27 protein-coding genes are annotated in these 25,376 nt (G+C 73.2%); 18 read left to right on the top strand and 9 right to left on the bottom strand.

Annotated features, from left to right (window positions below):
* Positions 1-9 precede the first annotated feature (9 nt).
* Together ABZV78_RS00350 and purB are read left to right on the top strand one after the other, a co-directional pair.
* The gene (locus tag ABZV78_RS00350) at positions 10-261 is read left to right on the top strand and encodes a hypothetical protein (protein WP_355634598.1); all 252 of its coding nucleotides are present in this window, start codon (positions 10-12) and stop codon (positions 259-261) included.
* A 54-nt stretch (positions 262-315) separates the two neighbouring features.
* Complete coding sequence (purB, locus tag ABZV78_RS00355) at positions 316-1,737, top strand: adenylosuccinate lyase (protein WP_355634599.1); 1,422 nt, start codon at positions 316-318, stop codon at positions 1,735-1,737.
* A gap of 6 nt (positions 1,738-1,743) precedes the next feature.
* Here purB and ABZV78_RS00360 read toward each other — a convergent pair whose 3' ends face one another.
* Together ABZV78_RS00360 and ABZV78_RS00365 are read right to left on the bottom strand one after the other, a co-directional pair.
* Entirely contained in the window at positions 1,744-2,310 is a 567-nt protein-coding gene (locus ABZV78_RS00360) for a YbjQ family protein (RefSeq protein ID WP_355634680.1), read from the bottom strand.
* Between the two features lie 24 nt (positions 2,311-2,334).
* Entirely contained in the window at positions 2,335-3,018 is a 684-nt protein-coding gene (locus ABZV78_RS00365) for a trypsin-like serine protease (protein ID WP_355634600.1), read from the bottom strand.
* 470 nt (positions 3,019-3,488) lie between these two features.
* Here ABZV78_RS00365 and purS point away from each other — a divergent pair, with 470 nt between their 5' ends.
* From purS to ABZV78_RS00385, 4 genes are all read left to right on the top strand, one after another.
* Positions 3,489-3,752, top strand: a complete 264-nt coding sequence (purS, locus tag ABZV78_RS00370) for a phosphoribosylformylglycinamidine synthase subunit PurS (RefSeq protein WP_030332194.1) — start codon at positions 3,489-3,491, stop codon at positions 3,750-3,752.
* The gene (gene purQ, locus ABZV78_RS00375; protein ID WP_355634601.1) at positions 3,749-4,432 is read left to right on the top strand and encodes a phosphoribosylformylglycinamidine synthase subunit PurQ; all 684 of its coding nucleotides are present in this window, start codon (positions 3,749-3,751) and stop codon (positions 4,430-4,432) included. Before purS ends, purQ begins: the two co-directional genes overlap by 4 nt.
* Positions 4,433-4,559: 127 nt before the next feature.
* On the top strand, positions 4,560-7,337 hold the full coding sequence (purL, locus tag ABZV78_RS00380; protein WP_355634602.1) for a phosphoribosylformylglycinamidine synthase subunit PurL: 2,778 nt from the start codon (positions 4,560-4,562) through the stop codon (positions 7,335-7,337).
* A gap of 10 nt (positions 7,338-7,347) precedes the next feature.
* Complete coding sequence (locus ABZV78_RS00385) at positions 7,348-8,097, top strand: 2-phosphosulfolactate phosphatase (protein ID WP_355634681.1); 750 nt, start codon at positions 7,348-7,350, stop codon at positions 8,095-8,097.
* Between the two features lie 297 nt (positions 8,098-8,394).
* Here the strand turns inward: ABZV78_RS00385 and ABZV78_RS00390 are convergent, their stop codons facing one another.
* Positions 8,395-10,473: a carboxypeptidase-like regulatory domain-containing protein gene (locus ABZV78_RS00390; protein WP_355634603.1), complete on the bottom strand. Its 2,079-nt coding sequence runs from the start codon at positions 10,471-10,473 to the stop codon at positions 8,395-8,397.
* Positions 10,474-10,631: 158 nt separating this feature from the next.
* Here ABZV78_RS00390 and ABZV78_RS00395 point away from each other — a divergent pair, with 158 nt between their 5' ends.
* From ABZV78_RS00395 to amcA, 5 genes are all read left to right on the top strand, one after another.
* Positions 10,632-10,985: a sterol carrier family protein gene (locus ABZV78_RS00395; RefSeq protein ID WP_355634604.1), complete on the top strand. Its 354-nt coding sequence runs from the start codon at positions 10,632-10,634 to the stop codon at positions 10,983-10,985.
* 170 nt (positions 10,986-11,155) lie between these two features.
* Positions 11,156-12,685 carry an amidophosphoribosyltransferase gene (gene purF / locus ABZV78_RS00400; protein ID WP_355634605.1) on the top strand — a complete coding sequence of 510 codons (1,530 nt, stop codon included), beginning with the start codon at positions 11,156-11,158 and terminating at the stop codon, positions 12,683-12,685.
* Between the two features lie 56 nt (positions 12,686-12,741).
* On the top strand, positions 12,742-13,896 hold the full coding sequence (gene purM / locus ABZV78_RS00405) for a phosphoribosylformylglycinamidine cyclo-ligase (protein ID WP_355634606.1): 1,155 nt from the start codon (positions 12,742-12,744) through the stop codon (positions 13,894-13,896).
* Between the two features lie 124 nt (positions 13,897-14,020).
* Positions 14,021-15,124, top strand: a complete 1,104-nt coding sequence (gene amcB / locus ABZV78_RS00410; RefSeq protein WP_355634682.1) for a cyclophane-forming radical SAM peptide maturase AmcB — start codon at positions 14,021-14,023, stop codon at positions 15,122-15,124.
* Positions 15,093-15,329, top strand: coding sequence for a multiple cyclophane-containing RiPP AmcA (amcA, locus tag ABZV78_RS00415; RefSeq protein ID WP_355634607.1), 237 nt, complete (start codon positions 15,093-15,095; stop codon positions 15,327-15,329). The genes amcB and amcA overlap by 32 nt, the downstream gene beginning before the upstream one ends.
* A gap of 143 nt (positions 15,330-15,472) precedes the next feature.
* On the opposite strand, the gene ABZV78_RS00420 is transcribed toward amcA, so the two are convergent.
* Together ABZV78_RS00420 and ABZV78_RS00425 are read right to left on the bottom strand one after the other, a co-directional pair.
* A complete protein-coding gene (locus ABZV78_RS00420; RefSeq protein WP_091668151.1) occupies positions 15,473-15,691 on the bottom strand; it encodes a DUF3073 domain-containing protein in 219 nt (72 codons plus the stop codon).
* 302 nt (positions 15,692-15,993) lie between these two features.
* Entirely contained in the window at positions 15,994-17,076 is a 1,083-nt protein-coding gene (locus tag ABZV78_RS00425; protein ID WP_355634608.1) for a Glu/Leu/Phe/Val dehydrogenase, read from the bottom strand.
* A 175-nt stretch (positions 17,077-17,251) separates the two neighbouring features.
* On the opposite strand from ABZV78_RS00425, the gene ABZV78_RS00430 reads away from it, so the two are divergent.
* Both ABZV78_RS00430 and ABZV78_RS00435 read left to right on the top strand, forming a co-directional pair.
* Complete coding sequence (locus ABZV78_RS00430; RefSeq protein WP_355634609.1) at positions 17,252-18,091, top strand: hypothetical protein; 840 nt, start codon at positions 17,252-17,254, stop codon at positions 18,089-18,091.
* Positions 18,092-18,347: 256 nt separating this feature from the next.
* Entirely contained in the window at positions 18,348-18,557 is a 210-nt protein-coding gene (locus tag ABZV78_RS00435) for a BldC family transcriptional regulator (protein WP_007073996.1), read from the top strand.
* A 91-nt stretch (positions 18,558-18,648) separates the two neighbouring features.
* Here the strand turns inward: ABZV78_RS00435 and ABZV78_RS00440 are convergent, their stop codons facing one another.
* Entirely contained in the window at positions 18,649-19,026 is a 378-nt protein-coding gene (locus tag ABZV78_RS00440; protein WP_355634610.1) for a PPOX class F420-dependent oxidoreductase, read from the bottom strand.
* A 69-nt stretch (positions 19,027-19,095) separates the two neighbouring features.
* On the opposite strand from ABZV78_RS00440, the gene ABZV78_RS00445 reads away from it, so the two are divergent.
* A complete protein-coding gene (locus ABZV78_RS00445; RefSeq protein ID WP_355634683.1) occupies positions 19,096-19,872 on the top strand; it encodes a class I SAM-dependent methyltransferase in 777 nt (258 codons plus the stop codon).
* Positions 19,873-19,920: 48 nt separating this feature from the next.
* On the opposite strand, the gene ABZV78_RS00450 is transcribed toward ABZV78_RS00445, so the two are convergent.
* Entirely contained in the window at positions 19,921-20,208 is a 288-nt protein-coding gene (locus ABZV78_RS00450) for a hypothetical protein (protein ID WP_355634611.1), read from the bottom strand.
* Positions 20,209-20,373: 165 nt separating this feature from the next.
* On the opposite strand from ABZV78_RS00450, the gene ABZV78_RS00455 reads away from it, so the two are divergent.
* Positions 20,374-21,231 (top strand): 3-hydroxyacyl-CoA dehydrogenase family protein, encoded by an 858-nt coding sequence (locus ABZV78_RS00455; protein WP_355634612.1) that lies wholly within the window; start codon positions 20,374-20,376, stop codon positions 21,229-21,231.
* On the top strand, positions 21,228-21,971 hold the full coding sequence (locus ABZV78_RS00460) for an enoyl-CoA hydratase/isomerase family protein (protein ID WP_355634613.1): 744 nt from the start codon (positions 21,228-21,230) through the stop codon (positions 21,969-21,971). Before ABZV78_RS00455 ends, ABZV78_RS00460 begins: the two co-directional genes overlap by 4 nt.
* A 55-nt stretch (positions 21,972-22,026) precedes the next feature.
* Here ABZV78_RS00460 and ABZV78_RS00465 read toward each other — a convergent pair whose 3' ends face one another.
* Positions 22,027-23,376, bottom strand: coding sequence for an ABC transporter substrate-binding protein (locus tag ABZV78_RS00465; protein ID WP_355634614.1), 1,350 nt, complete (start codon positions 23,374-23,376; stop codon positions 22,027-22,029).
* Positions 23,377-23,542: 166 nt separating this feature from the next.
* On the opposite strand from ABZV78_RS00465, the gene ABZV78_RS00470 reads away from it, so the two are divergent.
* Positions 23,543-23,932: a hypothetical protein gene (locus ABZV78_RS00470; RefSeq protein WP_355634615.1), complete on the top strand. Its 390-nt coding sequence runs from the start codon at positions 23,543-23,545 to the stop codon at positions 23,930-23,932.
* 55 nt (positions 23,933-23,987) lie between these two features.
* Positions 23,988-24,695: a DUF2786 domain-containing protein gene (locus tag ABZV78_RS00475; protein ID WP_355634616.1), complete on the top strand. Its 708-nt coding sequence runs from the start codon at positions 23,988-23,990 to the stop codon at positions 24,693-24,695.
* A 57-nt stretch (positions 24,696-24,752) separates the two neighbouring features.
* Here the strand turns inward: ABZV78_RS00475 and ABZV78_RS00480 are convergent, their stop codons facing one another.
* On the bottom strand, positions 24,753-25,268 hold the full coding sequence (locus tag ABZV78_RS00480; protein ID WP_355634617.1) for an SRPBCC family protein: 516 nt from the start codon (positions 25,266-25,268) through the stop codon (positions 24,753-24,755).
* Positions 25,269-25,376: the final 108 nt, after the last annotated feature.

Here is a 25,376-nt window from a genome sequence, read left to right on the forward strand (position 1 = left end):
AGGCCCGGAGTGGATCGGCACCAGGTACGCGGGGCCCTGCTGGCGGCGGGGCTGTCGCCGGACGCCTTCGAGCTGGAGGGCGTGCACGAGCACGTGCCGGTCCCGCCCGACTTCTGGTTCCTCCGCCACGCCAAGGACGGTGGCTGGGAGATCGGCCTCTACGAGCGCGGCGTGCACGACGTCCGCCAGCGCTTCGACACCGAGGAGGACGCCTGCGCCGGGCTGTACCGCGCCCTCACCGGCCGCCCCGCTCCCGCCTGATCCGGCTCGTGGGCCGGCCGGAGTGCCGGCCGGCGGGTACGGGAGAATGGGGCCGTGACGATCCCGAACGTGCTCGCCAACCGTTACGCCTCGCCCGAGCTGGTCGCCCTCTGGTCGCCGGAGGAGAAGGTACGCATGGAGCGGCGGCTCTGGCTCGCCGTGCTCAGGGCCCAGCGGGACCTCGGCGTGCCGGTGCCGGACGGGGTGGTCGAGGCGTACGAGCGGGTGGTCGACGACGTGGACCTGGCCTCGATCGCGGAGCGCGAGCGGGTCACGCGGCATGACGTGAAGGCCCGGATCGAGGAGTTCAGTGCCCTCGCCGGCCACGAGCACGTGCACAAGGGGATGACCTCTCGCGACCTGACCGAGAACGTCGAGCAGCTCCAGGTGCGGGCCTCGCTGGAGCTGATCCGGGACCGGGTGGTCGCCACCCTGGTCCGGCTGGCCTGGCACGCCCACGAGTACTCCGGCCTGGTGATGACCGGCCGGTCGCACAACGTTGCCGCGCAGGCCACCACGCTGGGCAAGCGCTTCGCCTCCGCGGCGGAGGAGCTGCTGATCGCGTACGAGCGGCTGACGGACCTCATCGACCGCTACCCGCTGCGCGGCATCAAGGGACCGGTGGGCACCGCCGCCGACCAGCTCGACCTCTTCGACGGCGATGCCGGCAAGGTGGCCGAGCTGGAGCGCCGGGTCGCCGAGCACCTCGGCTTCGCCCGGGTGCTGGACAGCGTCGGCCAGGTCTATCCGCGTTCGCTGGACTTCGACGTGCTCTCCGCGCTGGCCCAGGTCGCCGCCGCGCCGTCGTCGCTGGCCACCACGATCCGGTTGATGGTCGGCCAGGAGTTGGTCACCGAGGGCTTCAAGCCCGGCCAGGTGGGCTCCAGCGCCATGCCGCACAAGATGAACACCCGCTCGTCGGAGCGGGTGAACGGCTTCGCGGTGATCATCCGGGGCTACCTGTCGATGGTCGGCGAGCTGGCCGGCGACCAGTGGAACGAGGGGGACGTCTCCTGCTCGGTGGTCCGCCGGGTGGCCCTGCCGGACGCCTTCTTCGCCGCCGACGGGCTGTTCCAGACCTTCCTCACCGTGCTCGACGAGTTCGGCCCGTACCCGGCGGTGATCAACCGGGAGCTGGAGCGCTTCCTGCCCTTCCTGGCCACCACCAAGATCCTGGTGGCGGCGGTGCGCCGGGGCGTCGGCCGGGAGGTCGCACACGAGGTGATCAAGGAGCACGCGGTCGCCGTGGCGCTGGCCATGCGGGAGAAGGGCGCCGCCGAGAACGACCTCTTCGACCGCCTCGCCGCCGACGGCCGGCTGGGCCTGAGCCGGGCCGAGATCGACGCCCTGGTCGCCGACCGCAACGCCTTCGTCGGCGCCGCCGGCGCCCAGGTCGACCGGGTGACCGCCCGCATCGCCAAGATCGTGGAGGCTCACCCCGAAGCCGCCGCCTACTCCCCGCCCCCCATCCTCTGACCGGGGTCAGGAGTCGCGGGTGGGGGTCTCGGCGGCGGTTCGGAGGTTGGGGGCGCTGGCCGGTTCGGCGATGCCACCGGGGGCGGCGGCGATCTCCGGCTCGTGGGCGGTCTCGGCCGCGATCATGGGCTGGTCGGGCGGCATGACGTCGGGCGTCTTGGGTACGACGATCACCGCTGTCCCGTACGCGCAGATCTCCATCCACATCTCGCCGCAGTCCCGGCTGTCGAAGCGCATGCCGATCACCGCGTTCGCGCCGAGCCGCATGGCCTCCTCGCCGAGCCGGGCCACCGAGTCGGTGCGCCAGCGGGTGAGGTTGTCCGGCGCCATGGGGTCGTAGGCGCCACCCCGCAGGTTCTTGACCCCCTCGCGGTACGGGTTGCGGGTCCGCGCCATCGAGGAGACCACTTCGCCGAGGATCTGGCGGATCTCGTAGCCGGGCAGTTGATCCGTCGTCACGACCAGCACGGTTCCGATGCTGTCAGCCGTCGGGCGGCCGGTTCGTGAGCCGTGTTCACCTGATCGGATGCTGCAAAACGGCGCGGCGCGGACGGTCGGGGTGGCACCGACCAATCCGCGCCGCACCGGCGCTAACCGTCAGACACCGGCCACCGAGGTGATCCAGGACCGGTTGTACGCGACACTGCCGTAGTTCTGGATGCTCACGCCGTCGGCGGTGGAGGCGACTCCCACCTGCCGGCCGTTGTAGAACTGCGGGCCGCCCGAGTCGCCCTTCCAGGCGTTGCCGCTGATCTCCGTGCTGCGGATGGCCTGCCCGCCGTACGCGTCGGTGGCGTTGTTGCTGGTCACCTGGACGGTCGCGGTCTTGAGCTGGCTCGACGCCGAGCAGCCGCTGTAGCAGGTCATGCCCCAGCCGTAGATCGAGTTGGTCGAGCCGACCGGCGGGTTGCTGCTGGCCAGCGTCACGGCGGAGGTGCTGACCGCGCTGGAGAGCCGGAGCAGCGCCAGGTCGTAGCGGGTGTAGGAGGCGGAGACGGTGCGGGTCACGCCACCCGAGGAGCGGTAGACGCTGCCGACCCGGACCGACATGGAGCCGCTGACGCAGTGCCGGGCGGTGAGCACCCACTGGGAGGCGATCACGCTGCCGGAGCAGGTGAACGAGCCGTTGCTGAACACGGCGGCGGCCCACGGCGCGGAGGAGACGGTGCCGCCGCCGATGATCGGCTGCGGGCCGGCCGGTGCGGCGGCGGCGCCCGAGGCGGTGGCCAGCACGCCGGCGAGGGCGGTGGTCAGCACGGCGAGCAGGGGACGGAGACGCATGTCGGGGACTCCTTCTGCGGCGGTTGCCCGGGATCGCCGGGCCGGTGGTGGTGCCGCCGGTCGGGGTGGTTCCAGCGGCGGGAGTCGATGAACTAATCGACGTCCGACGATGCATGCTAAGGGCGGGCCGATGTTCGTCACAAGTGTTGAATCGAAATCGAGCGATGTTGAGGATTGGCTCCGGCCGGTCGGCCGCCCCGCCTGTCGGAAACCGGTCCGACCGCCGGAGATCTGCGGCAAAATGCCTGGTGAAAGGCCTGCCGCCCGAGCCCGGCCGCCGCGCCGGGCAACGAATTCATATCGACGCCGCAACGAACGCGCATCGGCCCTCCGTTCCGGCGGGCGGTCACGCCGATCACTGCCTGACCCGGCCCCGGCCGGTGCGGGCGGGACGGTATCTGCCAGGTAGGCTGGCTGCGCTCGCCCGTTGTGGGCCGGCACCCAACTGCGTACACAGTCAGGAGTGCCCCGTGCCTCGCGTCGTCGTCGACGTCATGCTCAAGCCCGAGATCCTCGATCCTCAGGGCCAGGCCGTCGCAAACGCGCTGCCCCGGCTCGGCGTCAGCGACGTCGCCTCGGTCCGGATCGGCAGGCGGATCGAGATCGAGTTCACCGGTGAACCGGACCTGGACCGGGCTCGGGAGATCGCCGACAAGCTGCTCGCCAACCCGGTCATCGAGGACTTCACCGTCCGCCTGGTCGAGGCCGACGAGACCGCGGACGCGCGCTCGTGACCGCCCGGGTCGGTGTGGTGACGTTCCCCGGCTCGCTCGACGACGGAGACGCGGCCCGGGCCGTCCGGATCGCCGGCACCGAACCGGTCCGGCTCTGGCACGGCGACCCGGACCTGCACGGAGTGGACGCGGTCGTCCTGCCCGGCGGCTTCTCCTACGGCGACTACCTGCGCTGCGGCGCGATCGCCCGGTTCGCCCCGGTGATGGGGACGATCGTCGACGCCGCCCGCGGCGGCCTTCCGGTGCTCGGCATCTGCAACGGCTTCCAGATCCTCTGCGAGGCCCACCTGCTGCCCGGCGCGCTGACGCGCAACCAGCACCTGCACTTCCGCAACCGCGACCAGGTCCTCCGGATCGAGGCCGTCGGCACCGCCTGGACCAACGCGTTCCAGCCGGGCCAGGAGGTGCTCGTCCCGGTCAAGAACGGCGAGGGTTGCTACGTCGCCGACCCGGCGACGCTGGACCGGCTGGAGGCCGAGGGCCGCGTCGTCGCCCGCTACGTCGGCGGCAACCCCAACGGATCGCAGCGCGACATCGCCGCGATCACCAACGAGGCCGGCAACGTGGTCGGCATCATGCCGCACCCCGAGCACGCGGTGGAGGCGCTCACCGGCCCCTCCCTGGACGGTCTCGGCTTCTTCACCTCGGTGCTCAAGCACCTGGTGGGGGCCCCGGCGTGAGCGTGAGGAGTGAGCCGGGTCTGCGAGCCCCGCAGTCGCGAACGAAGGTCGGCCCGGTGACCGTACGCGGCGGGATCATCGGTCGGCCCACCCGCCGCCACGGCGGCGAGCGCAGCGAGGAGAGGTCATGACCACCCATCCGGACCCGGCCCTGCGGGAGACGCCGGGCGTGGTGCCGCAGGCCGGCCCGGCCGACGACTGGGCCCTCGGCGTGGACACCGTGCCCCGGGCCGCCGACAGCCCCGAGGAACTCCAGCCGTACGCCGAGCTGGGCCTCCGCGACGACGAGTACGACCGGATCCGGCACATCCTCGGCCGCCGGCCCACCCAGGCCGAGCTGGCCATGTACTCGATCATGTGGAGCGAGCACTGCTCCTACAAGTCGAGCAAGGTGCACCTGCGCCAGTTCGGCGAGAAGGCCCCGCCGAGCGACCGGCTGCTGGCCGGCATCGGCGAGAACGCCGGCGTGGTCCAGGTCTCCGACGAGCTGGCGGTGACCTTCAAGGTCGAGTCGCACAACCACCCGAGCTTCGTCGAGCCGTACCAGGGCGCGGCGACCGGCGTCGGCGGCATCGTCCGGGACATCCTCGCCATGGGCGCCCGCCCGGTCGCCGTGATGGACCCGCTGCGCTTCGGCGCGGCCGACCACCCGGACACCGCCCGCGTGCTGCCCGGCGTGGTGGCCGGCGTCGGCGGCTACGGCAACTGCCTCGGCCTGCCCAACATCGGCGGTGAGGTGGTCTTCGACCCCTGCTACCAGGGCAACCCGCTGGTCAACGCGCTCTGCCTCGGCGTGCTGCCGGTCGACCGGCTGCAGAAGAAGGAGGCCGCCGGCCCCGGCAACGTCGTGGTGCTGATGGGCGCCAAGACCGGCCGGGACGGCATCGGCGGCGTGTCGGTGCTGGCCAGCGCCACCTTCGACGAGGGCAGCGAGCAGCGCCGCCCGGCCGTGCAGGTGGGTGACCCGTTCATCGAGAAGCTGCTCATCGAGTCGTGCCTCGAGCTGTACGACGCCGAGCTGGTCGTCGGCATCCAGGACCTCGGCGGCGCCGGTCTGACCTGCGCGCTCACCGAGACTGCCGCCGCGGCCGGCACCGGCATGCGGGTCTGGCTGGAGCGGGTGCCGCTGCGCGAGCCCTCGATGGAGCCGCACGAGATCCTCGCCAGCGAGTCCCAGGAGCGGATGCTGCTGGTGGTGGCGCCGGACAAGCTGGAGGCGGTGCTCAAGACCGCCGAGAAGTGGGGCGTGCTCGCCACCGCCATCGGCGAGGTCACCCCGCCGTCGCCGGACGGCCAGCCCGGCCGCCTGCTGATCACCTGGCGCGACCAGCTGGTGGTGGACGTGCCGCCGGGCTCGCTGGTCGACGACGGCCCGGTCTACGCGCGCCCGATGCGCGAGCCGGCCGACCTGATCCTGCTCCAGGCCGACCGGGCCGAGACGCTGCCCCGGCCGAGCAACCCGGAGGCGCTCCGGGAGACCCTGCTCCGCATGATCGCGTCGCCGAACCTGGCCGACAAGACCTGGGTCACCGAGCAGTACGACCGGTACGTGCTGGGCAACACCGTGCTGGCCCAGCCGGAGGACTCCGGCGTGATCCGGATCGACGAGCGGACCGGCCTCGGCGTCGCCCTCTCCGTCGACGGCAACGGCCGGTACGCGCGCCTCGACCCCTACCACGGGACGAAGCTCGCGCTGGCCGAGGCGTACCGGAACGTGGCGGTGACCGGCGCGAAGCCGATCGCCGTGACCAACTGCCTCAACTTCGGGTCCCCGGAGGACCCGGGCGTCATGTGGCAGTTCGCCGAGGCCGTGCGCGGCCTGGCGGACGGCTGCCTGGAGCTGGGCATCCCGGTGACCGGCGGCAACGTCAGCTTCTACAACCAGACCGGCGCGGCGGCCATCCACCCGACCCCCGTGGTCGGCGTGCTGGGTGTGCTCGACAACGTCGCCGACCGGGTGCCGATGGGCTTCGTGCCGCGGCCGGCCGGCGACCACGACCAGCTCTTCCTGCTGGGCGAGACGCACGTCGAGCTCTCCGGCTCGGAGTGGGCCTGGGTGACGCACGAGCACCTGGGCGGCATCCCGCCGCAGGTCGACCTGGCCCGCGAGCGGCAGCTCGCCGAGCTGCTCGCCGACGCGGCCCGGGTCGGGCACCTCAGCTCCGCGCACGACCTCTCCGACGGTGGTCTCGCCCAGAGCCTGGTCGAGTCCAGCCTGCGGCGCGGGGTCGGTGCCCGGGTCGTGCTGCCGGAGCACTTCGCCGGCGGTTCGATGCCGTTCGTGTTCCTGTTCAGCGAGTCCGCCGGCCGCGTGCTGGTGTCGGTGCCGCGCGGGCACGAGAAGGCGTTCACCGCCCTCTGCGCCGAGCGCGGGGTGCCGTGGGAGTTCATCGGGGTCACCGACCCGGCCGGCGGCGCCCTGGAGGTGCACGGCCAGTTCCGGATCGGCCTCGACGAGCTGCGCGAGGCGCACACCGCCACCCTGCCGCGCCTGTTCGGCGGCGCGGAGGCGGCCCGGGTCGAGGTGGAGGCCACCCGCACCGGGACCACCACCGTCCTGCCGGCCACCGCCGAGCAGCCGGTCGACGTCGACCCGGCCGAGGTCGCCTCCGAGCCGATCGCGCAGGCGGGCCCCGCTCCGGCGGAGGCCGAGACCGAGACCGAGACCGAGGCCGAGACGGCCGCGTCCGCGGCGGCCGCGGACGCTCCGGCGGCCGACGACGCCGCGACGGACGAGGCTCCGGCAGCCGAGGTCCCGGCGGACGCGGTTCCGGTGGACGAGGCTCCGGCCGCGGCCACCGACGCCACGACCGACGGTTCCGAGGCTCCCGAGGCGTCCGACCCGGACGCTTCCCCGGCGGCTGCCGGTGACCCCGACCAGCGCCCCGCGCCGGATCAGCGCTGAGGCCCTGGCCTTGGCCGTTTTCGCCCAACCCGGCACCGGCGCTCGGTTCGACTGGGGGCTGAGCGGGGCCGCGGAGCTCGGCCGGGTCTGCGCCGCCCTGGTGGTGGTGGACGTGCTCTCGTTCACCACCGCCGTGGAGGTGGCGGTCAGCCGCGGCATGCGGGTGCACCCGTTCCCGTGGGGCGAGCAGGCCGCCGACTACGCCCGCCGGGTCGGCGCCGTGGCCGCCGTCGGCCGCCGGAAGACGACCCCGGAACACCCGTGGTCGCTCTCCCCGGCGGCACTGCGGACCGCGCCGGTCGTCGCCGACCTGGTGCTGCCGTCGCCGAACGGCTCGGCCATCAGCGCCGCCGCGAGCGCCACCGGCGTGCCGGTGGTCGCGGCCTGCCTGCGTAACGCGCCCGCCGTCGGGCGCTGGCTCCGCGCGCAGGGGTACGGCTCGACCGACGCCCCCGTGGGTGTGGTGGCCGCCGGTGAGCGCTGGCCGGACGGGTCCCTGCGCCCCGGCGTGGAGGACCAGCTCGGGGCGGCCAGCGTGCTGGACGCCCTCTCCGGGGTGCCCGGCGGGCTCTCGGTGGAGGCGGCCATGGCCCTGGCCGCACTGGCCAGCACGCCCGACGTGCCGGCGGCCGTGCGGGGCTGCGTCTCCGGCCGGGAACTCGTCGAGGGCGGCTTCGCCGAGGACGTGGCGGTCGCCGTCGAGGTCGGCGTCTCCGACGTGGTGCCGGTGCTGCGCCAGGGCTACTTCGCCCCCGCCTGAGGCCGGCGACACCCTCGCGACGGTGGTCGCCAGGGCTCCCGGCATGCTCCTCGACGGCCCGGCTCGCCACCCGTCCGGCGGTCGGGGTGCCGCTCGGCGGCGGCTACGAACTTGATGACGTGAACGAGTCAGCGGCGCCGCCCGGGGAAGCCGGCACATGGTGAGCCGCTGCCTGCGCGCCCAGCCGGCCACTGCTGCCGATGGTCGCCCGCCAGGCCGCCCTGCGCGAAGTGGCCGCCCGGCTCAGCCGGGCGGCCACTTTCGTCGTGCTCGGTCGGGGCGCTCGCGCCCCGGCGGTCAGTCGTCCAGCCAGTCCAGGCGGCGACCGCCGCGGTCCTGCGGGGCGTCCGGTCGTCCCCGGCCGGCCTCGGCCGGGTCGGCGTAGTAGCCGCCCTGGTCGTAACCCTGGTTGTCGTAGCCACCGCCGCGCTGCTGCGGCGGCTGCTCCTGGCCGTAGCCGCCCTGCTGGCCGTAGCCGCCCTGCTGGGGCTGGCCGTAACCGTCGCCGCCACCGTAGCCGCCGCGCTGGTCGTAACCGTCGTAGCCGCCCTGCTGGCCGTAGCCGCCGCCCTGCTGGCCGCCGTCGTACCCGCCCTGCCGGCCGCCGTCGTAGCCGCCGCCCTGCTGGCCGCCGTCGTAGCCGCCCTGGCGGCTGTCGTAGCTGCCGGTCTGGCCGCCGTCGTAGCCACCCGCCGGGCCCTTGTCGTAGCCGCCCGCCGGGCCCTTGTCGTAGCCGCCCGCGGGACCGTTGTCGTAGCCGCCGGCCGGGGCGCCGTAGCCGCCGCCGGAGCCGTAGGCGTTGCCGCCCTGCTCCGGGCCGCGGCCGTACTGGCCCTGGCCGGGCTGGTCGTAGCCCCGGCCCTGGTCCGGCTGGTAGGTGCTGGTCGGGTACGGGTCGGCCGGCGGCGCGTACTGCGTGCTGTCACCGGTGTAGCGGCCGGTGGGCTCGTCGTAGCGCTCGTTGCCGTAGCCGCCGCCCTGCGCGGTCGGGTGGCCGCCGGCACCGTAGTCCCGGCTGCCGTAGCCGCCGCCGGACGACGGGGCGGTGCCGTAGCCGCCACCCGAGGAGGGGGCGTTGCCGTAGCCGTTGTTGCCGCCGCCGTAGCCGCCCTGGTTGGGAGCCTCGTCGCCGTAGCCGTTCCCGGCCCAGCCGGCCTGGCCCGCCCCGACACCGTAGGAGGGCCCGGGCGGCGCGCCGTACGGGTCCGGCGGGACGTCGTCCACGACCGGGCGGTGCATCATGGTCGGCGCGTCGCTGAGCGAGGTGCCGCCGACCATGGTCGGCGCCGCACCGGCACCCATGCCGTTCACCACCCGGGTCTGGTCGTCCGCGCCCCGGTAGGCACCCCGGGCACCCGGCACCGCGCCGGCCGCTCCGCCCGGGCCACCGGGGCCGACCGGCCCGTGCGGGCCGTCACCGTCGCCGTCGCCGTCCTCGTTCTTGCGGCGCATGTAGAGCAGCACGATGGTGCCCACACCGACGGCGACGAAGAGGCCGCCGAGCAGGATGAGCAGCCAGGAGCTGAAGCCGCCTGAGTCCTCGTTGGCGGCGGGCTGCTGGGCGGCGGGGGCGTCGCTGGCCGGCTCGTCGGTCGCCTCGTCGGTCGCCTCGTCGCTCGGCAGGGGCTCCTCGCTCGCCGACGGGGTGGGGCTGGGGCTGGCCTCGACCTGGACCGGCACGCTGATCCGCTGCCCGGTCACCGACTGGCCGGCCGCGGCGTCGAAGGACTTGGTGCCGATCTTGCCGTCCTTGTTCGCGCCCAGGTCGATCCGGCCGGGCGCGATCGGGTCCGAGGCCGAGCCGCTGAACCGGAAGTTGCCGCTACCGTCCGTGCTGGTCTGGCGCTGCTTGCCCTGGCTGTCGCGGAGCATCACGACGGCGCCGGTCACCGGGTCGCCGTTGGCCGCGGCGACCACCTTGCCGGAGACCGACTTGACCGTCTGCGGGGCAGGAGGAGCCTTGGCGACCAGGGTCACCGTCACCGTGGCGGATTCCTCCTGCTTGTTCGGCCCGTTGGAATCCGTCGCCTTGATCGTGATCGTGGCGGAGCCGTTCGGCGCGTCGGAGGCAGCCCGGAAGGTGGCGTCGAAGGTGCCGTTCTGGTTCACCCGGCCCCGGGAACAGCCGTCGACGCAGTTGAGCTTCGGGTTGCTGGAGGTGACCGAGACGTCGGCGCTGGACAGCGGGTCGGTGAAGTTGAGGCTGTAGGTCACCTTGACCGAACCGCCGGCCTCCACCGAGTTCGGCGAGGCCGACACGTTGCCGATGTTGGGAGCCGCGAGGGCGGGTGTGGCGGGGACGGCGAGCAGCGCGCCGAAGACCAGCGCTACGACCACACCGGCCCGCTGCTTCCAGGCACGTCGGTGTGTTGACACGTCCACCGCCTTCCGGGTCTGATCTCCCCGCCGGCCGGTCCGGCCGGGTGATCACTCACGGTACGAATACGCCGTCGGCAACTATGCCTTGTCTGGCTGGCTCATCTCTACCCAGGGCCAGCGTCGAGCGGGATGCTGCCGGGTCGTATCGTCCCGTCGTGTCCTCTCCGCACACTTATTCCGCCGCGGTAGCGGCAACGTTGACGGCGCTGGATGAGGGGCGTACGCCCGATCGGCCGGTGTTCCGGGAGGCGGTCCGTACCCTCTTGGCCGTCCTCGCGGAGCGCGCCCCCGGCCGATCGGTGGAGGTGCGGGTTCCACCCTACGGCGCGGTGCAGTGCGTGGCGGGGCCGCGACACACCCGTGGAACGCCCCCGAACGTGGTGGAAATGGACCCGGCGACCTGGGTGGCGCTCGCCACCGGCCGTCTCGGCTGGGCGGAGGCCGTGACCGAGGGTCGCGTGCGGGTGTCCGGCATCCGGGCGGACCTCTCCGAGCACCTCCCGCTCTAGCTGCGGGGACGCGGCGCGCACGTTCACGCTCAGCGGGCGGATCGTGACTGTCGGTGTCGACCGCTGGTCGCGTACACTGTGAGGCGACGACGGTCCCCGGCCCACCGTGCGGAGCTTGCCCCCCGACCTCCGCCCAGGCCAGTCCAGACCCCAGCAAGAGGGAGCGGCAGGTGCCCCGAGGCGATGGCCGGCTGAGCCACGACCTTGACCCCCAGCGACCCGGCCCCCAGGACGCGTGCGGCGTCTTCGGCGTCTGGGCGCCCGGGGAGGAGGTCGCCAACCTGACCTACTTCGGGCTCTACGCCCTCCAGCACCGTGGCCAGGAGGCCGCGGGCATCGCGGTGAGCGACGGCTCGGGCGTCGTGGTCTACAAGGACCTCGGCCTGGTCGCCCAGGTCTTCGACGAGCCGACCCTGGCCAGCCTGCGCGGGCACGTGGCCATCGGCCACGCGCGCTACTCGACCACCGGCGGGTCGACCTGGGAGAACGCCCAGCCGACCATCCGGGCCACCAGCGCCGGCACCACGATCGCGCTGGCCCACAACGGCAACCTGGTCAACACCGCCGAGCTCCAGCGCGAGGTGGCCGAGCGGGGCGTGGACTCCGACGGCTCGACCAACGACACCTCGCTGGTCACCATGCTGCTGGCCAGCCGCCCCGACCTCTCCGTCGAGGCGGCCGCCCTGGAGCTGCTGCCCCAGCTCCGCGGCGCGTTCAGCTTCGTCTTCATGGACGAGTCGACCCTCTACGCGGCCCGCGACCCGCACGGCGTCCGCCCGCTCGTGCTCGGCCGGCTGGAGCGCGGCTGGGTGGTGGCGAGCGAGACCGCCGCGCTGGACATCGTCGGCGCGAGCGTGGTCCGCGAGGTGGAGCCGGGCGAGCTGATCGCCATCGACGAGGACGGGCTGCGGTCCAGCCGGTTCGCCGCCCCGGAGCCCAAGGGCTGCCTCTTCGAATACGTGTACATCGCGCGCCCGGACGCCACCATCGCCGGCCGGAACGTGCACTCCGCCCGGGTGCAGATCGGCCGCCAGCTCGCCAAGGAGCACCCGGTCGAGGCCGATCTGGTCATCCCGGTGCCGGAGTCCGGCACGCCGGCGGCGATCGGCTACGCCGAGGAGTCCGGCATCACCTACGGCCAGGGCCTGATGAAGAACCCGTACGTCGGGCGCACCTTCATCCAGCCCTCGCAGACCCTGCGCCAGCTCGGCATCCGGCTCAAGCTCAACCCGCTGCGGGAGAACGTCCGCGGCAAGCGCCTGGTGGTGGTGGACGACTCGATCGTCCGGGGCAACACCCAGCGGGCCATCGTGCGGATGCTGCGCGAGGCGGGGGCGCTGGAGGTCCACGTCCGGATCTCCTCCCCGCCGGTCAGCTGGCCCTGCTTCTACGGGATCGACTTCGCCACCCGCGCCGAGCTGCTGGCCAACGGGCTGGACAACGAGGGCATCCGGCGGTCGATCGGCGCCGACACGCTGGGCTACGTATCGCTCCCCGGCCTCATTGCCGCGACGGAGCAGCCGAAGACCCGGCTCTGCCGGGCGTGCTTCGACGGGGAATACCCGATCGAGCTGCCGGCCGGGAACCTGATCGGCAAACACGTGCTCGAAGGAGTGGGTCGCCGGGTCGCCGCCGAGGCGTCCGAGGCCACCGCAGCAACCACCGCCGCGCTCGTCGCCACGCCGAGCAACCGCCCGTAGCACCACCGACGCGGGGCCGCCGCAACCGGTCCCGCGGAACCACAAAGGGGAGAACCGTGACGCACGTGTCCGAGCGCAGCGGCGCAGGATCCAGCCCGACGGGCGCCGGCGGCGACCGCCAGCCCTGGTCGGCGGGGACCGGCCGTACGCAGCGCAAACGCTCGGTCTCGTACGCCGACGCCGGGGTGTCGATCGAGGCGGGCGACCGCGCGGTCGAGCTGCTGAAGTCGAAGGTCCGGCAGACCCGGCGCCCGGAGGTCATGGGTGACCTGGGCGGCTTCGCCGGCCTGTTCCGGCTGGACACCAAGAAATACAAGAACCCGATCCTGGCCTCCTCCACCGACGGCGTGGGCACCAAGCTGGTGATCGCCCAGCAGCTCGACATCCACGACACGGTCGGCATCGACCTGGTCGCCATGGTGGTCGACGACCTGGTGGCGTGCGGCGCCGAGCCGCTCTTCCTGCTCGACTACATCGCCACCGGCGAGGTCGTGCCGGACAAGGTCGCCGAGATCGGCGCCGGCATCGCCGACGGCTGCCGCTACGCCGGCTGCGCCCTGCTCGGCGGCGAGACCGCCGAGCACCCGGGTGTGCTGCGCCCCGACGAGTACGACATCTCGGCCACCGGCGTGGGCGTGGTGGAGGAGAGCGACATCCTCAGCTCCGAGCGGGTCGAGGTGGGCGACGTCGTGATCGCGATGCGCTCCTCCGGCCTGCACTCCAACGGCTACTCGCTCGTCCGGCACGTGCTGCTGGGCGCGGGCCGGATGCGGCTCGACGTGGTGATCGACGACTTCGGCCGGCAGCGGACCCTCGGCGAGGAGCTGCTCACGCCCACCAAGATCTACGCGCAGGACTGCCTCAAGCTGATCGCCGAGGCCGAGGTGCGGGCGCTGGCCCACGTCACCGGCGGCGGCATCCCGGGCAACCTGGTCCGGGTCCTGCCCGAGCACGTCGACGCGGTGGTCAACCGCTCCACCTGGAAGCCGCAGCCGGTCTTCGACCTGATCCAGTCCAAGGGCCGGATCGAGGACCCGGAGATGGAGGCGACCTTCAACATGGGCGTCGGCATGTTCGCCGTCGTCTCCGCCGAGGACGCCGACCGCGCGCTGGCCACCCTGACCGGCCGCGGCGTCGACGCCTGGCAGGCCGGCGAGATCATCGAGGGCTCCGGCAACGTGCAGATGATCGGCCAGCACACCCGCGGATGATCACTCTCTGGTGATCATCCGGGCACCTGATCGGGGGTTCACCCGAGTAGCCACCGCCGCCTAGCCTGAAGGGCAGTTCAGGCTAGGCGGGGGAGGGTTGATGGCTGCGCGCACGCACACCGGAATGCGGGGCATCGCCGCCGTCCCCTCGTACGTGGTGATGCAGCCGACCACGCTCTGCAACCTCGACTGCGTCTACTGCTACCTGCCGCTGCGCGCGGCGGACCGGCGGATGCCGGTGCCGGTCGCCGAGGCGGTGGCGGCCTCCGTGCGGCCCTGGGCGGCCTCCGGGCGCTTCTCGGTGGTCTGGCACGGCGGGGAGCCGCTCGCGGCCGGTCGGGACCATCTGGCCGCCCTGCTGGCCCCGTTCGGGCCAGGGGTGGAGCACCACGTCCAGACCAACGCCACGCTGATCGACGACGCCTGGTGTGGGTTCTTCGCCGAGCACGGGATCCGGGTCAGCGTGAGCGTGGACGGCCCCCGGGACCGCAACGGCGAGCGGGTCACCCGGGGCGGCCGGCCGGCGTACGACCGGATCCTGGCCGGGGTGGCGGCGCTGCGCCGGCACGGGCTGCCGTTCTCGGCGCTGGCCGTGGTCTCCCGGCCGGAGCCGGGGCTGGCCACCGAGCTCTACGACTACTTCCTCGAGCTCGGCTGCGACGTGCTGGGGATCAACATCGAGGAGACCGAGGGCGTCAACACCCGCACGAACGCCCGGGACGCGGCCGCGGTGACCGGGTTCTGGGCGGAGCTGGTCGGCGCCTGGCGCCGGGATCCCCGGATCCACCTGCGCGAGGTCGAGTGGTCGCTGCGGTACGCCGGAGCCGTCCTGGCCGGCGCGGCGGACGACCTGCTGCCCCGCCGCCTCGACCCGATCCCCACGGTCGCCCACGACGGGTCGGTGGTGGTGCTCTCCCCGGAGCTGGCCGGCTTCACCGACCCGCATTACGGCGACTTCAGCAGCGGTAACGTGCTGACGACCCCGCTGGCCGAGATCCTGGCCGGCGCCGGGCGGACCCCCTGGGTGCGCGAGTTCCTCACCGGCGTGGAGGCGTGCCGGTCGTCCTGCCCCTACTTCGGCTTCTGCGGCGGGGGCCACGCGGCCAACCGCTACTTCGAGCTGGGGCGTTTCGACGGTACGGAGACCGAGCACTGCCGCAACAGCAAGATCCGCCTACTGGAGGGAGTGTTGGAGCATGCCCGAGACCACGAGTCACCGGCAGCCTGAGCGCGTCGGAGGAGCCGGGCCCGATCCCGTCGCGGACCGGGTGCGGGAGGCCGCCGTCGGACTGACCGCGCTTCTCCACGAGGCCGAGGCCGCGCGCCTGCTGCGGGCGGAGGTGTCGGGCGGCGACGGCGCCAGCGCGGTGTGCGCCTGGAACCACTTCGAGAACATCCCGACGTTCTACAACTGGAACAACCGGCCCCGCTGAGGGCACGCGTCGACGATCAGGGACCCGCCGGTCGGCCGGAGTGGGTCCGGGACGGCGAGGCCCCTGATCGTCGGCGCGCCGCGTTGGATGGGCACATGCGTGAGCACGCGGGGAGTCACCGCGTGCTCAGATGCGACCGGAGGTCAGCGGGTCGGACGGGCCCAGGTGTCCGGGTCGTCGTCCGCGTGATCCTCATCATCGTCGTCGACATACTCTTTGTAGTCGTCGTCGAAGTGCTGCTCAGACTTCCCACCAGCACCCGCCAACTCGCGCTGCAAGGCGGTGAGGTCGGTGTTCGGGGAGTGGTACTTCAACTCCCGGGCCACCTTCGTCTGCTTGGCCTTAGCACGGCCGCGCCCCATGGCTCGACCCCCTCGCACAGAATGCGGGGCAGCCCGAAGGCGGGCCCCGATGACGTCAGGCATCTCTCGTGGCTCTTACGGTACATGGGGATGCCACCGTTCGGCACCTCGGGTTACCGTCAACCGGCCCTGCGCGTCGCAGTGATCCGGCCGTCACAAAGTGTACCCGGTAAGGAGCGGACGCCGGGACCGGCCGTGACAGCGGTCAAACCGGTACGAAGCATCCCAAGTTCCAGCTTAACGCCGGAGCCCGCCGCGCCGCGGCCCGGGGGCGGAGCCGGCGGCCCGCCCCCGGGTGACGTTCAGCGCAGGTGGATGGTGCGCAGCCGGCCGACCTCGGCCATCCGCCGCTCGGCGAGCCGGTCCGCGGCCACCGCCGGCGGGACACCCTCGTCGTCGGCGAGCCGAAGGATCTCCCGGGTGGTGTCGAAGATCCGGGTGGCCCGCAGCTTGGCCCGCTCGAAGTTGAAGCCCTCGATCTCGTCGGCGACCTGGATCACACCACCGGCGTTCACCACGTAGTCCGGGGCGTAGAGGATGCCCCGGTCGGCGAGGACCTTCTCGATGCCCGGGTGGGCGAGCTGGTTGTTGGCCGCCCCGGCGACCACCTTCGCGCGCAGCACCGGCACCGTGTCGTCGTTCAGCGCGCCGCCCAGCGCGCACGGCGCGTACACGTCGATGTCGGCGGCGACCAGCGCCGCGGTGTCGTCGACCAGCGTGACCTGCGGGTGGGTGGCGCGCACCCACTCCAGGGCCTTCGGGTTGACGTCGGTCGCCACGACCTCGGCGCCATCCTCCAGCAGGTGGCCGGTGAGGTACTTGCCGACCTTGCCCAGGCCGGCCACGCCGACCCGCTTGCCGGCCAGCGTCGGGGCGCCCCAGACGTGCTCGGCGGCGGCCCGCATGCCCTGGAAGACGCCCCAGGCGGTGAGGACCGAGGAGTCGCCGGCGCCGCCGTGCTCGACGCTGCGGCCGGTGACATAGCTCGTCTCCCGGGCGATCACGTCCATGTCGGCGACGTAGGTGCCCACGTCGCAGGCGGTGTAGTAGCGCCCGGCCAGGGACTCCACGAAGCGGCCGTAGGCGCGCAGCAGCGCCTCGCTCTTGACCTGCTCCGGGTCGCCCCAGATGACCGCCTTGCCGCCGCCCAGGTCGAGGCCGGCCAGAGCGTTCTTGTACGCCATGCCCCGGGAGAGGTCGAGCACGTCGGCGAGGGCCGCCTCCTCGCTGGCGTACGGGTAGAACCGGGTACCGCCGAGCGCGGGGCCCAGCGCGGTGGAGTAGATCCCGATGATCGCCTTCAGGCCGGACTGCTTGTCCTGGCAGAACACGACCTGTTCGTGACCGGTGGATCCCGGGTCGTCGGTGCTGGCGAAAACGCCCATGGCTGACTCCTGTGTCGGTGTGCGCCCTTGTGGGGCGCGGAAACCTGATGGCACGCCGGCGGGATGGTGCCGGTGCTGCTGAGCCTAATATCGGCCGCAGCCGTACTGTCGCGCACGTCACGGCGCCTCGTGGTGGCGGCGGCGGACAAGTCCCGTCTCGTGGGAGGATCGCGCCGTGCCGTCGCTCTTCGCTTCATACCTGCGCGTGTACGAGCCGCTGACCGCCTTCGATCGCGACCGCCAGTCCTTCTGGCGCCGCTACGTCAACGAGGGCCGGGCGGTCGCCCCGCTGGAGGGGCCGGTCCGGCAGCGGACCGCGGTGATCGAGGCGCTGGGCGCGGGCTGGACCCGGCTGCCCGACCTGCCCGACGAGGCGTACGTCCTGGAGACCGACGACAGCCTGCTGGTCTGCCCGTGGAACCTGCGGATCCGGGTCGCCGAGGCGGCGCTGAGCGCCCGCGACGGGGTGCCCTCGGTGCTGGCCGACGCGTTCGTCCCGCCGGTGCTGGCCGGCCAGGCCAAGGCGGTGGTGGAGGACTGGCGCAGCGGGGCGCGGGTGCTGGAGCACGGAGTGCCCCGGGTGCACGAGCAGATCGCCACCTGGGGCGTGCCGCTGCGTTGGTTCGTGCTCTTCGACTCGCAGGAACGGCACCTGGTCACCGAGCCGGAGCGGCGGGCACTGCGCTACCGGACGGAGATCTCCAAGGCGCGCCGCCGCTCCTCCCGGGCGCTGTCGGTGCTGCGCAAGTCGGTCGGCGAGGCCCCGATCACCGAGGCGGTCGAGGAGGCTGCCCGCTGGCTGGAGGAGTTCCACCCGCGCTCCGTGGTGGAGCTGGACTACGGCGGCCTCGTGCAGCTGCTGCCGGACGAGACGCTCGCCGCCGACGACTCGACCGAGCTGGTCGCGACCGGGCTGGCCGGGCTCTCCCGGGGTGAGGCGGAGGAGGCGTCGGCGGCGTACGACAAGCTGGTCGCCCGGTGGCGCGCCGTGCAGCTGCTGGAGCGCTGCAACTAGGGACTGGTTTGTCCGGGTTGGGACCTCTCGATACGAGAGTGTCTCGTAGCTGACGCATCACGACCCGTGATCATGAGTCCGAATAAGGTACTTTCTGCGGCATAAAAGTCGTAAAAATCGGGCATGGTTCATCCGTCCGTCTAGGGACCTTCGGCCGTTCGGCCCATGTCGGACATCGGGGACTAGCCGGACCATGGGAGGCGCGTCGGCCGGCGGGACCCCGGCCGATGTCTATACATGTGGAGGAGTGACCCCGATGGCATCGCGAACGCACGAACCAGAGCCGCTACTCACGCCGGCCGAGGTGGCGTCGATGTTCCGTGTCGACCCGAAGACGGTGACCCGGTGGGCCAAGGCTGGCAAGCTCAGCGCCATCCGGACCCTCGGTGGCCACCGCCGCTACCGCGAGTCGGAGGTTCGGGCCCTGCTGCAGGGGCAGATTCCCCAGCAGCGTCAGGGGGACTGACGACCCGGACGTTTCTCAGGCGTTCCGAGCAGGGGCGGTGGGACGTCGCGACAGCGACGATCCGCCGCCCTCGATCGTGTCCGGGGTCGGCTCAGTCGAGCACGATGCGCAGGCCGACCGTGCCGCCCTCACCCCGGCGCAGCCGGCTGCCCAGCAGGCTGAGCCGGCCGATCAGCCGGTATTTCTGCTTGAGCAGGCTCCGGATCCGCCGGGTCGCCTCCGGGCCGCTGAGGGTCGCGTGCCCCGGCACCGCCTCGCCGTGCGGCCGGCCGCGCACGTCGCACGGGGCCACCGTGACCCGGCCGTCGCGCCGGATCCGCTTCACCTTGCCGGAGTCCGACACCGTCCACACCGCGAGCGCCTCGCCGTCGCGCACCGCCCACACCGGAGTCGGCACCGCCCGCCCGTCCTTGCGGAACGTGGTGAGCAGCACGTACTTCTCCGCCGCCAGGCGGTCCAGGTCTGTCACGCCGCTCAGGATACGACCGCGACAGGCGGACGGAGCCCGGATAGCGTGATCGCCGTGAGCGCAGCGTCCGTGACCGGGGAACCCACGATCGGCGACGTGTTCGGCGAGATGATCCGCGACGCCTACGCGGTCAGCACCGGGATCGGGCCCCGGCCGCTGGTCGGGGGGCGGCTGCCCCGGCCGGTCATCGAGATCATCGAGCGCGACGACGGGCTGGTCAACGGCGCCCCCGCCGAGCACTACCTGGACCCGCCGGAGCGGTGGCAGCCCTACGACCACCGGGCCGTGGAGCGGGTGCACGGGCAGGTGCTGGACATCGGCGTCGGAGGCGGCCGGATCGCGCTGCACCTCCAGGAACGCGGCGTCCCGGTCACCGGGCTGGACACCTCGGCCGGGGCGCTGCGGGTCAGCCGGCACCGGGGCGTACGCGACCTGGTGCTCGGCACCGTGGACGAGCACGTCGCCGACGGCCGGCGCTACGACACCTTCCTGCTGCTCGGCAACAACCTGGGGCTGTTCGAGGGCCGGGAACGGGCGCCCGCCCTGCTGGCCGCGCTCGCCGCGCTGGCCCACCCCGGCGCGCAGGTCATCGCGCACGGCACCGATCCGTACGGCACCACCGACCCGGTGCACACCGGCTACCACGAGCTGAACCGGCGGCGGGGGCGGCTGGGCGGGCAGCTCCGGCTGCGGCTGCGCTACCGGCTGCTCGGCACCGAGTGGTTCGACTATCTGGTGTGCTCGGTCGAGGAGTTCGCCGAGCTGGTCCACGGCTCACCGTGGCGACTGGTCGACGTGGACGACCGGGACCACCCGTACTACCTGGCCACGCTGCGGCTGGCCTGAAGCCGGCGGGCGCCCGGGACCGGCCCGGGGCGCCCGCCGGCGTACGCGTCAGACCTGCACGGTGGGGGTGGTCTGCTCCGGCGGGAGGCCGCCGTCGCCGTCGACCACCTCGTCCGGGGTGCCGTCCTCGTCGATGTCGACCATGGTGATGTCCACCTTGCCGTCGCCGTCGGTGTCGAACTGGAACAGGTCGGCCTTCCCGTCGCCGTCGGTGTCCACCACCCAGACGTCGGTCTTCCCGTCGTTGTTGGTGTCCGCGCGGAGCAGGTCCACCCGCTCGTCGCCGCGGGTCTCCACGGTCTCGGTGCTCTCCACGCTCTCCGGTTCCTGGCTCATCTCGATCCTTCCCTCGGCGTCGACGGCCGTCTGTACCCGATCCGGCGCGCCCCCACGCATGCCCCGCGGGCCGGCCCTGCATAGGGTCGCACCCAGGAGCGAGCGAGCGGACGGTCCGGCGCGGCGGAGACCCCGCCCGTCACCGCCCGCGGCGAAGGGACATCGATGAGTGGTCGTTTTGTGGTCGTCGGGGCCGGCACCATGGGCCTCGGCATCGCGTACGTGGCGGCCGGCGCCGGGTACGCGGTCGAGCTGGTCGAGGTGGACCCGGCGCGCGGCGCCGACGCCGTGCGGCGGCTCGGCGAGCTGTGGGAGCGCGGCGTGCAGCGCGGCAAGCTGACCGCCGAGGCGGCGACGGCGAACCGCGAGCGGGTCACCCTGCGGGCCGGGCTCGCCGAGGTGGCCGAGGGCCCCGACGTGATCGTGGAGGCGGTCCCCGAGCGGCTCGACCTCAAGCGGGCCGTGCTCTCCGAGGCCGAGGGTCGCCGGCCCGCCCTGCTCGGCAGCAACACGTCCAGCATCCCCATCGCCGAGCTGGCCGAGGGGCTGGCGCGGCCCGCCGACTTCATCGGGCTGCACTTCTTCAACCCGGTCTGGGCGATGGCGCTGCTCGAGGTCGTGGTCGGCCCGGCCACCGCGCCGGCGACCACCGAGGCGGCCGTCGCGCTCGCCGGCCGGCTGGGCAAGGACCCCGTCGTCGTACGCGACCTGCCCGGCTTCGCCACCTCGCGGCTCGGCGTGACCCTCGGCCTGGAGGCGATCCGGATGGTCGCCGACGGGGTGGCCAGCCCCGCCGACATCGACAAGGCGATGGTGCTCGGCTACCGGCACCCGGTCGGTCCGCTGGAGCTGACCGACCTGGTCGGGCTGGACGTCCGGCTCGACATCGCCCGCACTCTCCAGGCCGCGTACGGGGACCGGTTCGCGCCGCCGCCACTGCTCGAGGAGATGGTGGCCGCCGGCCGGCTGGGCAAGAAGTCGGGCCAGGGGTTCTACACCTGGGAAGGCGGGGTGAAGCAGTGAGCGGGCTGCGGATCGAGGAGCTGCCGGACCGGCTGGTCGTCACCCTGGACCGGCCGGAGAAGCGCAACGCGATCGACGTGGACCTGATCGCCGAGCTGCACGCCGTCTGCGCCGAGCTGGAGGCGCGGCCTCGCCTGCTGCTGCTCACCGGCGGCACGGAAGGCATCTTCGCCGGCGGCGCGGACATCGCCCAGCTCCGTGAACGCGGCCGGCTGGACGCGCTGGCCGCCATCAACCAGGGCGCCTTCGCCCGGATCCGGGCGCTGCCGATGCCCACCGTGGCCGCCGTGGACGGCCCGGCGCTGGGCGGCGGCGCCGAGCTGGCGTACGCCTGCGATCTGCGGGTGTGCACGGCGCGTGCGGTGTTCGGCCAGCCCGAGGTGCGGCTGGGCATCCTGGCCGGCGCCGGCGCGACCTACCGGCTGCCCGCACTGGTCGGCGAGGCCCGGGCCAAGGAGCTGCTCTTCACGGGCCGGCGGGTGGACGCGGACGAGGCCCTGCGGATCGGGCTGGTCAACCGGGTGGTGGCCGAGCCGGCGGAGCTGCTGCCCACCGCGCACGGCCTGCTCGACGAGATGGCCAAGGGTTCGGCGCTGGCGCTGCGGCTGACCAAGCTGGCGGTGGACGCCCCGGCGGCCGCCCACCCGCAGCTCGATCTGCTCAGCCAGGCGGTGCTCTTCGAGGACGAGGAGAAGCACCGGCGGATGACCGAGTTCCTGGAGCGGCGCCGCTCCCGCTGACTCGCGGACACGACGAGGGCCGCACCGGATTCCCGGTGCGGCCCTCGTCGTCGTCTCAGTGCCGGATCTGCACCCCGGCGTCCGCCAGCGCGGTGATCACCCGCGCCGACTCACCGAAGCCGATCACCAGCACGGCGTCCGCACCGTAGTCCTTGATCTCCCTGGCGCCGGACGAGAAGTCCACCGGCGGCGCCGACGCGCCCTCCGGGGGCACATACGAAAGCAGCTTGACCTTGTCGGCGCCCATGCCGGCCCGCTCCAGCTCGGCGCGGACGTTCTCCTGGAGGCCCTCGCCGTAGGAGTCCTTACGGGCGACGATCGTGATCTTGTGCGGTCCGTCGCGCAGTATCACGTCGGCGAGCGCCCGGCCCTGGAGGATGTCCGACGGGGCCGTGCGGAAGTAGAGGCCCTTGTCGTCCACCTTGCTCAGCCCGGCGTCGGTGTTCGACGGGGAGAAGAGGATCCGGCCGGCGGCCACCACGTCGGGCAGCACGGCCCGGGAGATGCCCGAGGCCCCGGCACCGATGATGACGTGCACGCCCTGCTGGACGTGCGAGGCCACCGTCGCCTTCGCCACCTTCGGGTCGGTGCCGTCGTCGCCGTCGATCCAGACCACCGGCTCGCCGAGCGCGCCGCCCGCCGCGTTGATCTCGCGGATCGCCAGCGCCGCGCCGGCCGCCATCGGCGGGTACGCCAGCGCCAGGTCACCGGTCTTCGGCAGCAGGCCGCCGAGTACCAGCGGGGAGCCGTCCTCCTTGTAGGACTTGGCCGGACGCGACTTCCTGCCCCGCGGCGGAGTCTTGGTGCTCGCCCCCGACTCGTCCCCGGCGCCGACGAACTCGGTCTTGCCGTCGTCGAGCTGCTGGTCGTCGAAGTGCAGGGTGGCGTAGCTGGCGGCGGCCGGCTCGCCGACGTCGGTGAACCCGGCCCGGTTCAGCGACACCCCGCGGTACTCGATGTCCTGGCCCGCGCGGGCGAGCTGGAGGCAGGTGGTGACCTCCTCGCAGCGCTGGCCGCTCGTGGTCACCCCGACGATCTGCTTGGCGATCGCGTCCGGCTCGGTCGTGCCGGCGACCTGGGCGGCCAGCACGCTGATCACGATCGCGTCGTAGGTCTCCGCCGAGTAGAGGTAGTCCTTGAGCTTCGGGTCTACGGTGCGTAGCCGATCCTTGAAGCTCTCGGGCAGCGGCGTGAGCGGGGTGGTGCCCTTCATGCCGTTGAGAAGGTCCGCGCGGTCCTTCAGGGCGTCGACGTACGAGTTCTGCATGTTGCCGTCGGTGCCGTAGAGGCGCACCTGGGTGGCGGCCGCCTCTTCGGGCTTGTCGCTCCCGCAGGCGCTGGTGGCGAGCAGGAGCGCCGCGCAGGCCGTGGACAGGGCCGCACGCGACGCGCGAGTTCTGAGCATTGTCGTCCTTCCTCCGGCGAGGGTCCGCTGCGCACACTAGCGTGCCGACGCCGAGTGCGGGACCGTGGAGGTCGGTCCGTCGGCACCCCGACTGCCGGTATCACTCTGCGTGATGGCTGGGCCGTTCCGGGGTCACCGCTTGACCTCCGGAACTACTGTTCGGCAGGTGACCGACGAAGCACAGCAGACGCTGGACGATGCGACCGCCGTGCTCCGCTCGGCGCTGGCCGGGGACGGCGACGGCGTGGTGGGCACCTTCGACGCCGTGGTGGACCGCTCCGGGCTGGCCGGGGCGTACGGGGTGGCCTGGTGCCTGGCCGCCACCATGCTCGGCGAGGACGCGCCCGGGGGCGGGGCCGCGCTCGACTTCCCCGGCATCGACCAGGCCGACTACGACACCCGATGGGTGGCCCGCTTCGTCAGCGCCTACGCCAACGACGACGCCGACACCGGCGAGGCGCTGTTCGGGGCCGCGGCGGCCGACGGGCTGCTGCCCGACTGCCTGCTCACCCTCGCCGGCTCGACGGTCGCGACGCTGCGCAGCCGGGCCGGCTGACCCTCCGGCGCGGCCTCGTCCCGTCCGGGCCCCGCCGCTGTGATAGCTCTGGTGCATGTCCGAGGCGATGCTGAGCAAGGTCCGCAAGCTGCTCGCCCAGGCCGAGGACCCGGCCTGCACGCCCGCCGAGTCGGCCGCCTTCATGGCCAAGGCCACCGAACTGATCGCCCGCTACGGCGTCGACCGGGCGCTGCTCGCCGCCCGCGAGCCGGCCACCGACCCGGTCGGCGACCGGGTGGTCGAGGTGGTCGCCCCGTACGCGCGGGACAAGGCCGGCCTGCTGGCGGCGGTCGCCGACCCGCTGCGCTGCCGCTGCGTACGCCGCCGGCAGGGCAGCGGCTTCGACATGCACCTCTTCGGCTTCGCCAGCGACCTGGAACGGGTCGACCTGCTCTTCACCTCGCTGCTCGTGCAGGCCGCACACGGGCTGGCGGGCGCGGCCGTACCGGCCGGGGAGCATCCCGCCGCCTACCGGCGTACCTGGCTGGCCGGCTTCGCGCACGTGGTCGCCGAGCGGCTGCGTACGGCCGAGGCCGGCGCCGTCGCCGAGTCGGGTGCGCCCTCGGTGGCGCTGGTGCTCGCCGACCGCTCCGACCGGGTCCAGCGCCGGCTCGCCGAGGTGTACCCGCGGCTGCGTACCGCCCCGCGCCGCCGGCTCGCGGGCTCCGGCTTCGGTCCGGGCGCGGCCGCGGGTCGCCGGGCCGACCTCGGGGGCACCGGCGTGACCGGGGCCGGGACCCCGGCCAGGGGCATCGGAGGCTGACCCGCTGCGGTCAGTCGTTGATGCGGGCGACCAGGCGTCGGTGGCTGTTCGCCGCGGTCAGTCGGTGGTGCGGGCGACCGTGGCCAGGTAGCGGCAGAGGAGCTCGTGCCAGCCGGCGGTGAGCGCCTTGCGATAGCCCTCGGCGGCGTCGCCGTGCCGGTCGAAGTAGCGGTGCTCGACGTCGACCCGGGTCAGCTCCGGCCCCTCGGGCTCGAAGAGGACCTCGACCTCGCTGGCCCGCGCCGGATCCGGCACCGGCACCCGGTCCGGCCCGAGCTGCCAGGTGAAGACCAGCCGCCGGGGCGGATCCCAGGTCAGCACCCGGCCCCAGTCGCCACGGAAGCCGTATGGGCCGATCTCGTAGAGCATGCCGCCGGCCCGGGGCTCCATGCCCAGTTCGGCCAGGGCCTCCGGCCCGGACCAGGTGTATTCGCGTACCCACCAGTCGGCCAGCGACCCGGTGAACACGTCGTACGCCCGGTCGGCGGAGGCAGGGGCGAAGAGGGTGCTGCGGAGGGAGAAACGGTCGAATTCCTGGCGGACCTCATCCGGATCGGCCATCCCCTGTCCCATAGGCCCGGACCATACCGGCTGATGCCTCGCTGTGCAGCTTCCAGGTTTGCCCGCTTCCGGAGACCGGGAGACCGGTTCCAGGCCGTGCCTTTGCCGTCTTTCTCAGGG

The organism is Micromonospora sp. NPDC004540 (assembly GCF_040610095.1).
Taxonomy (GTDB): Bacteria; Actinomycetota; Actinomycetes; order Mycobacteriales; family Micromonosporaceae; genus Micromonospora.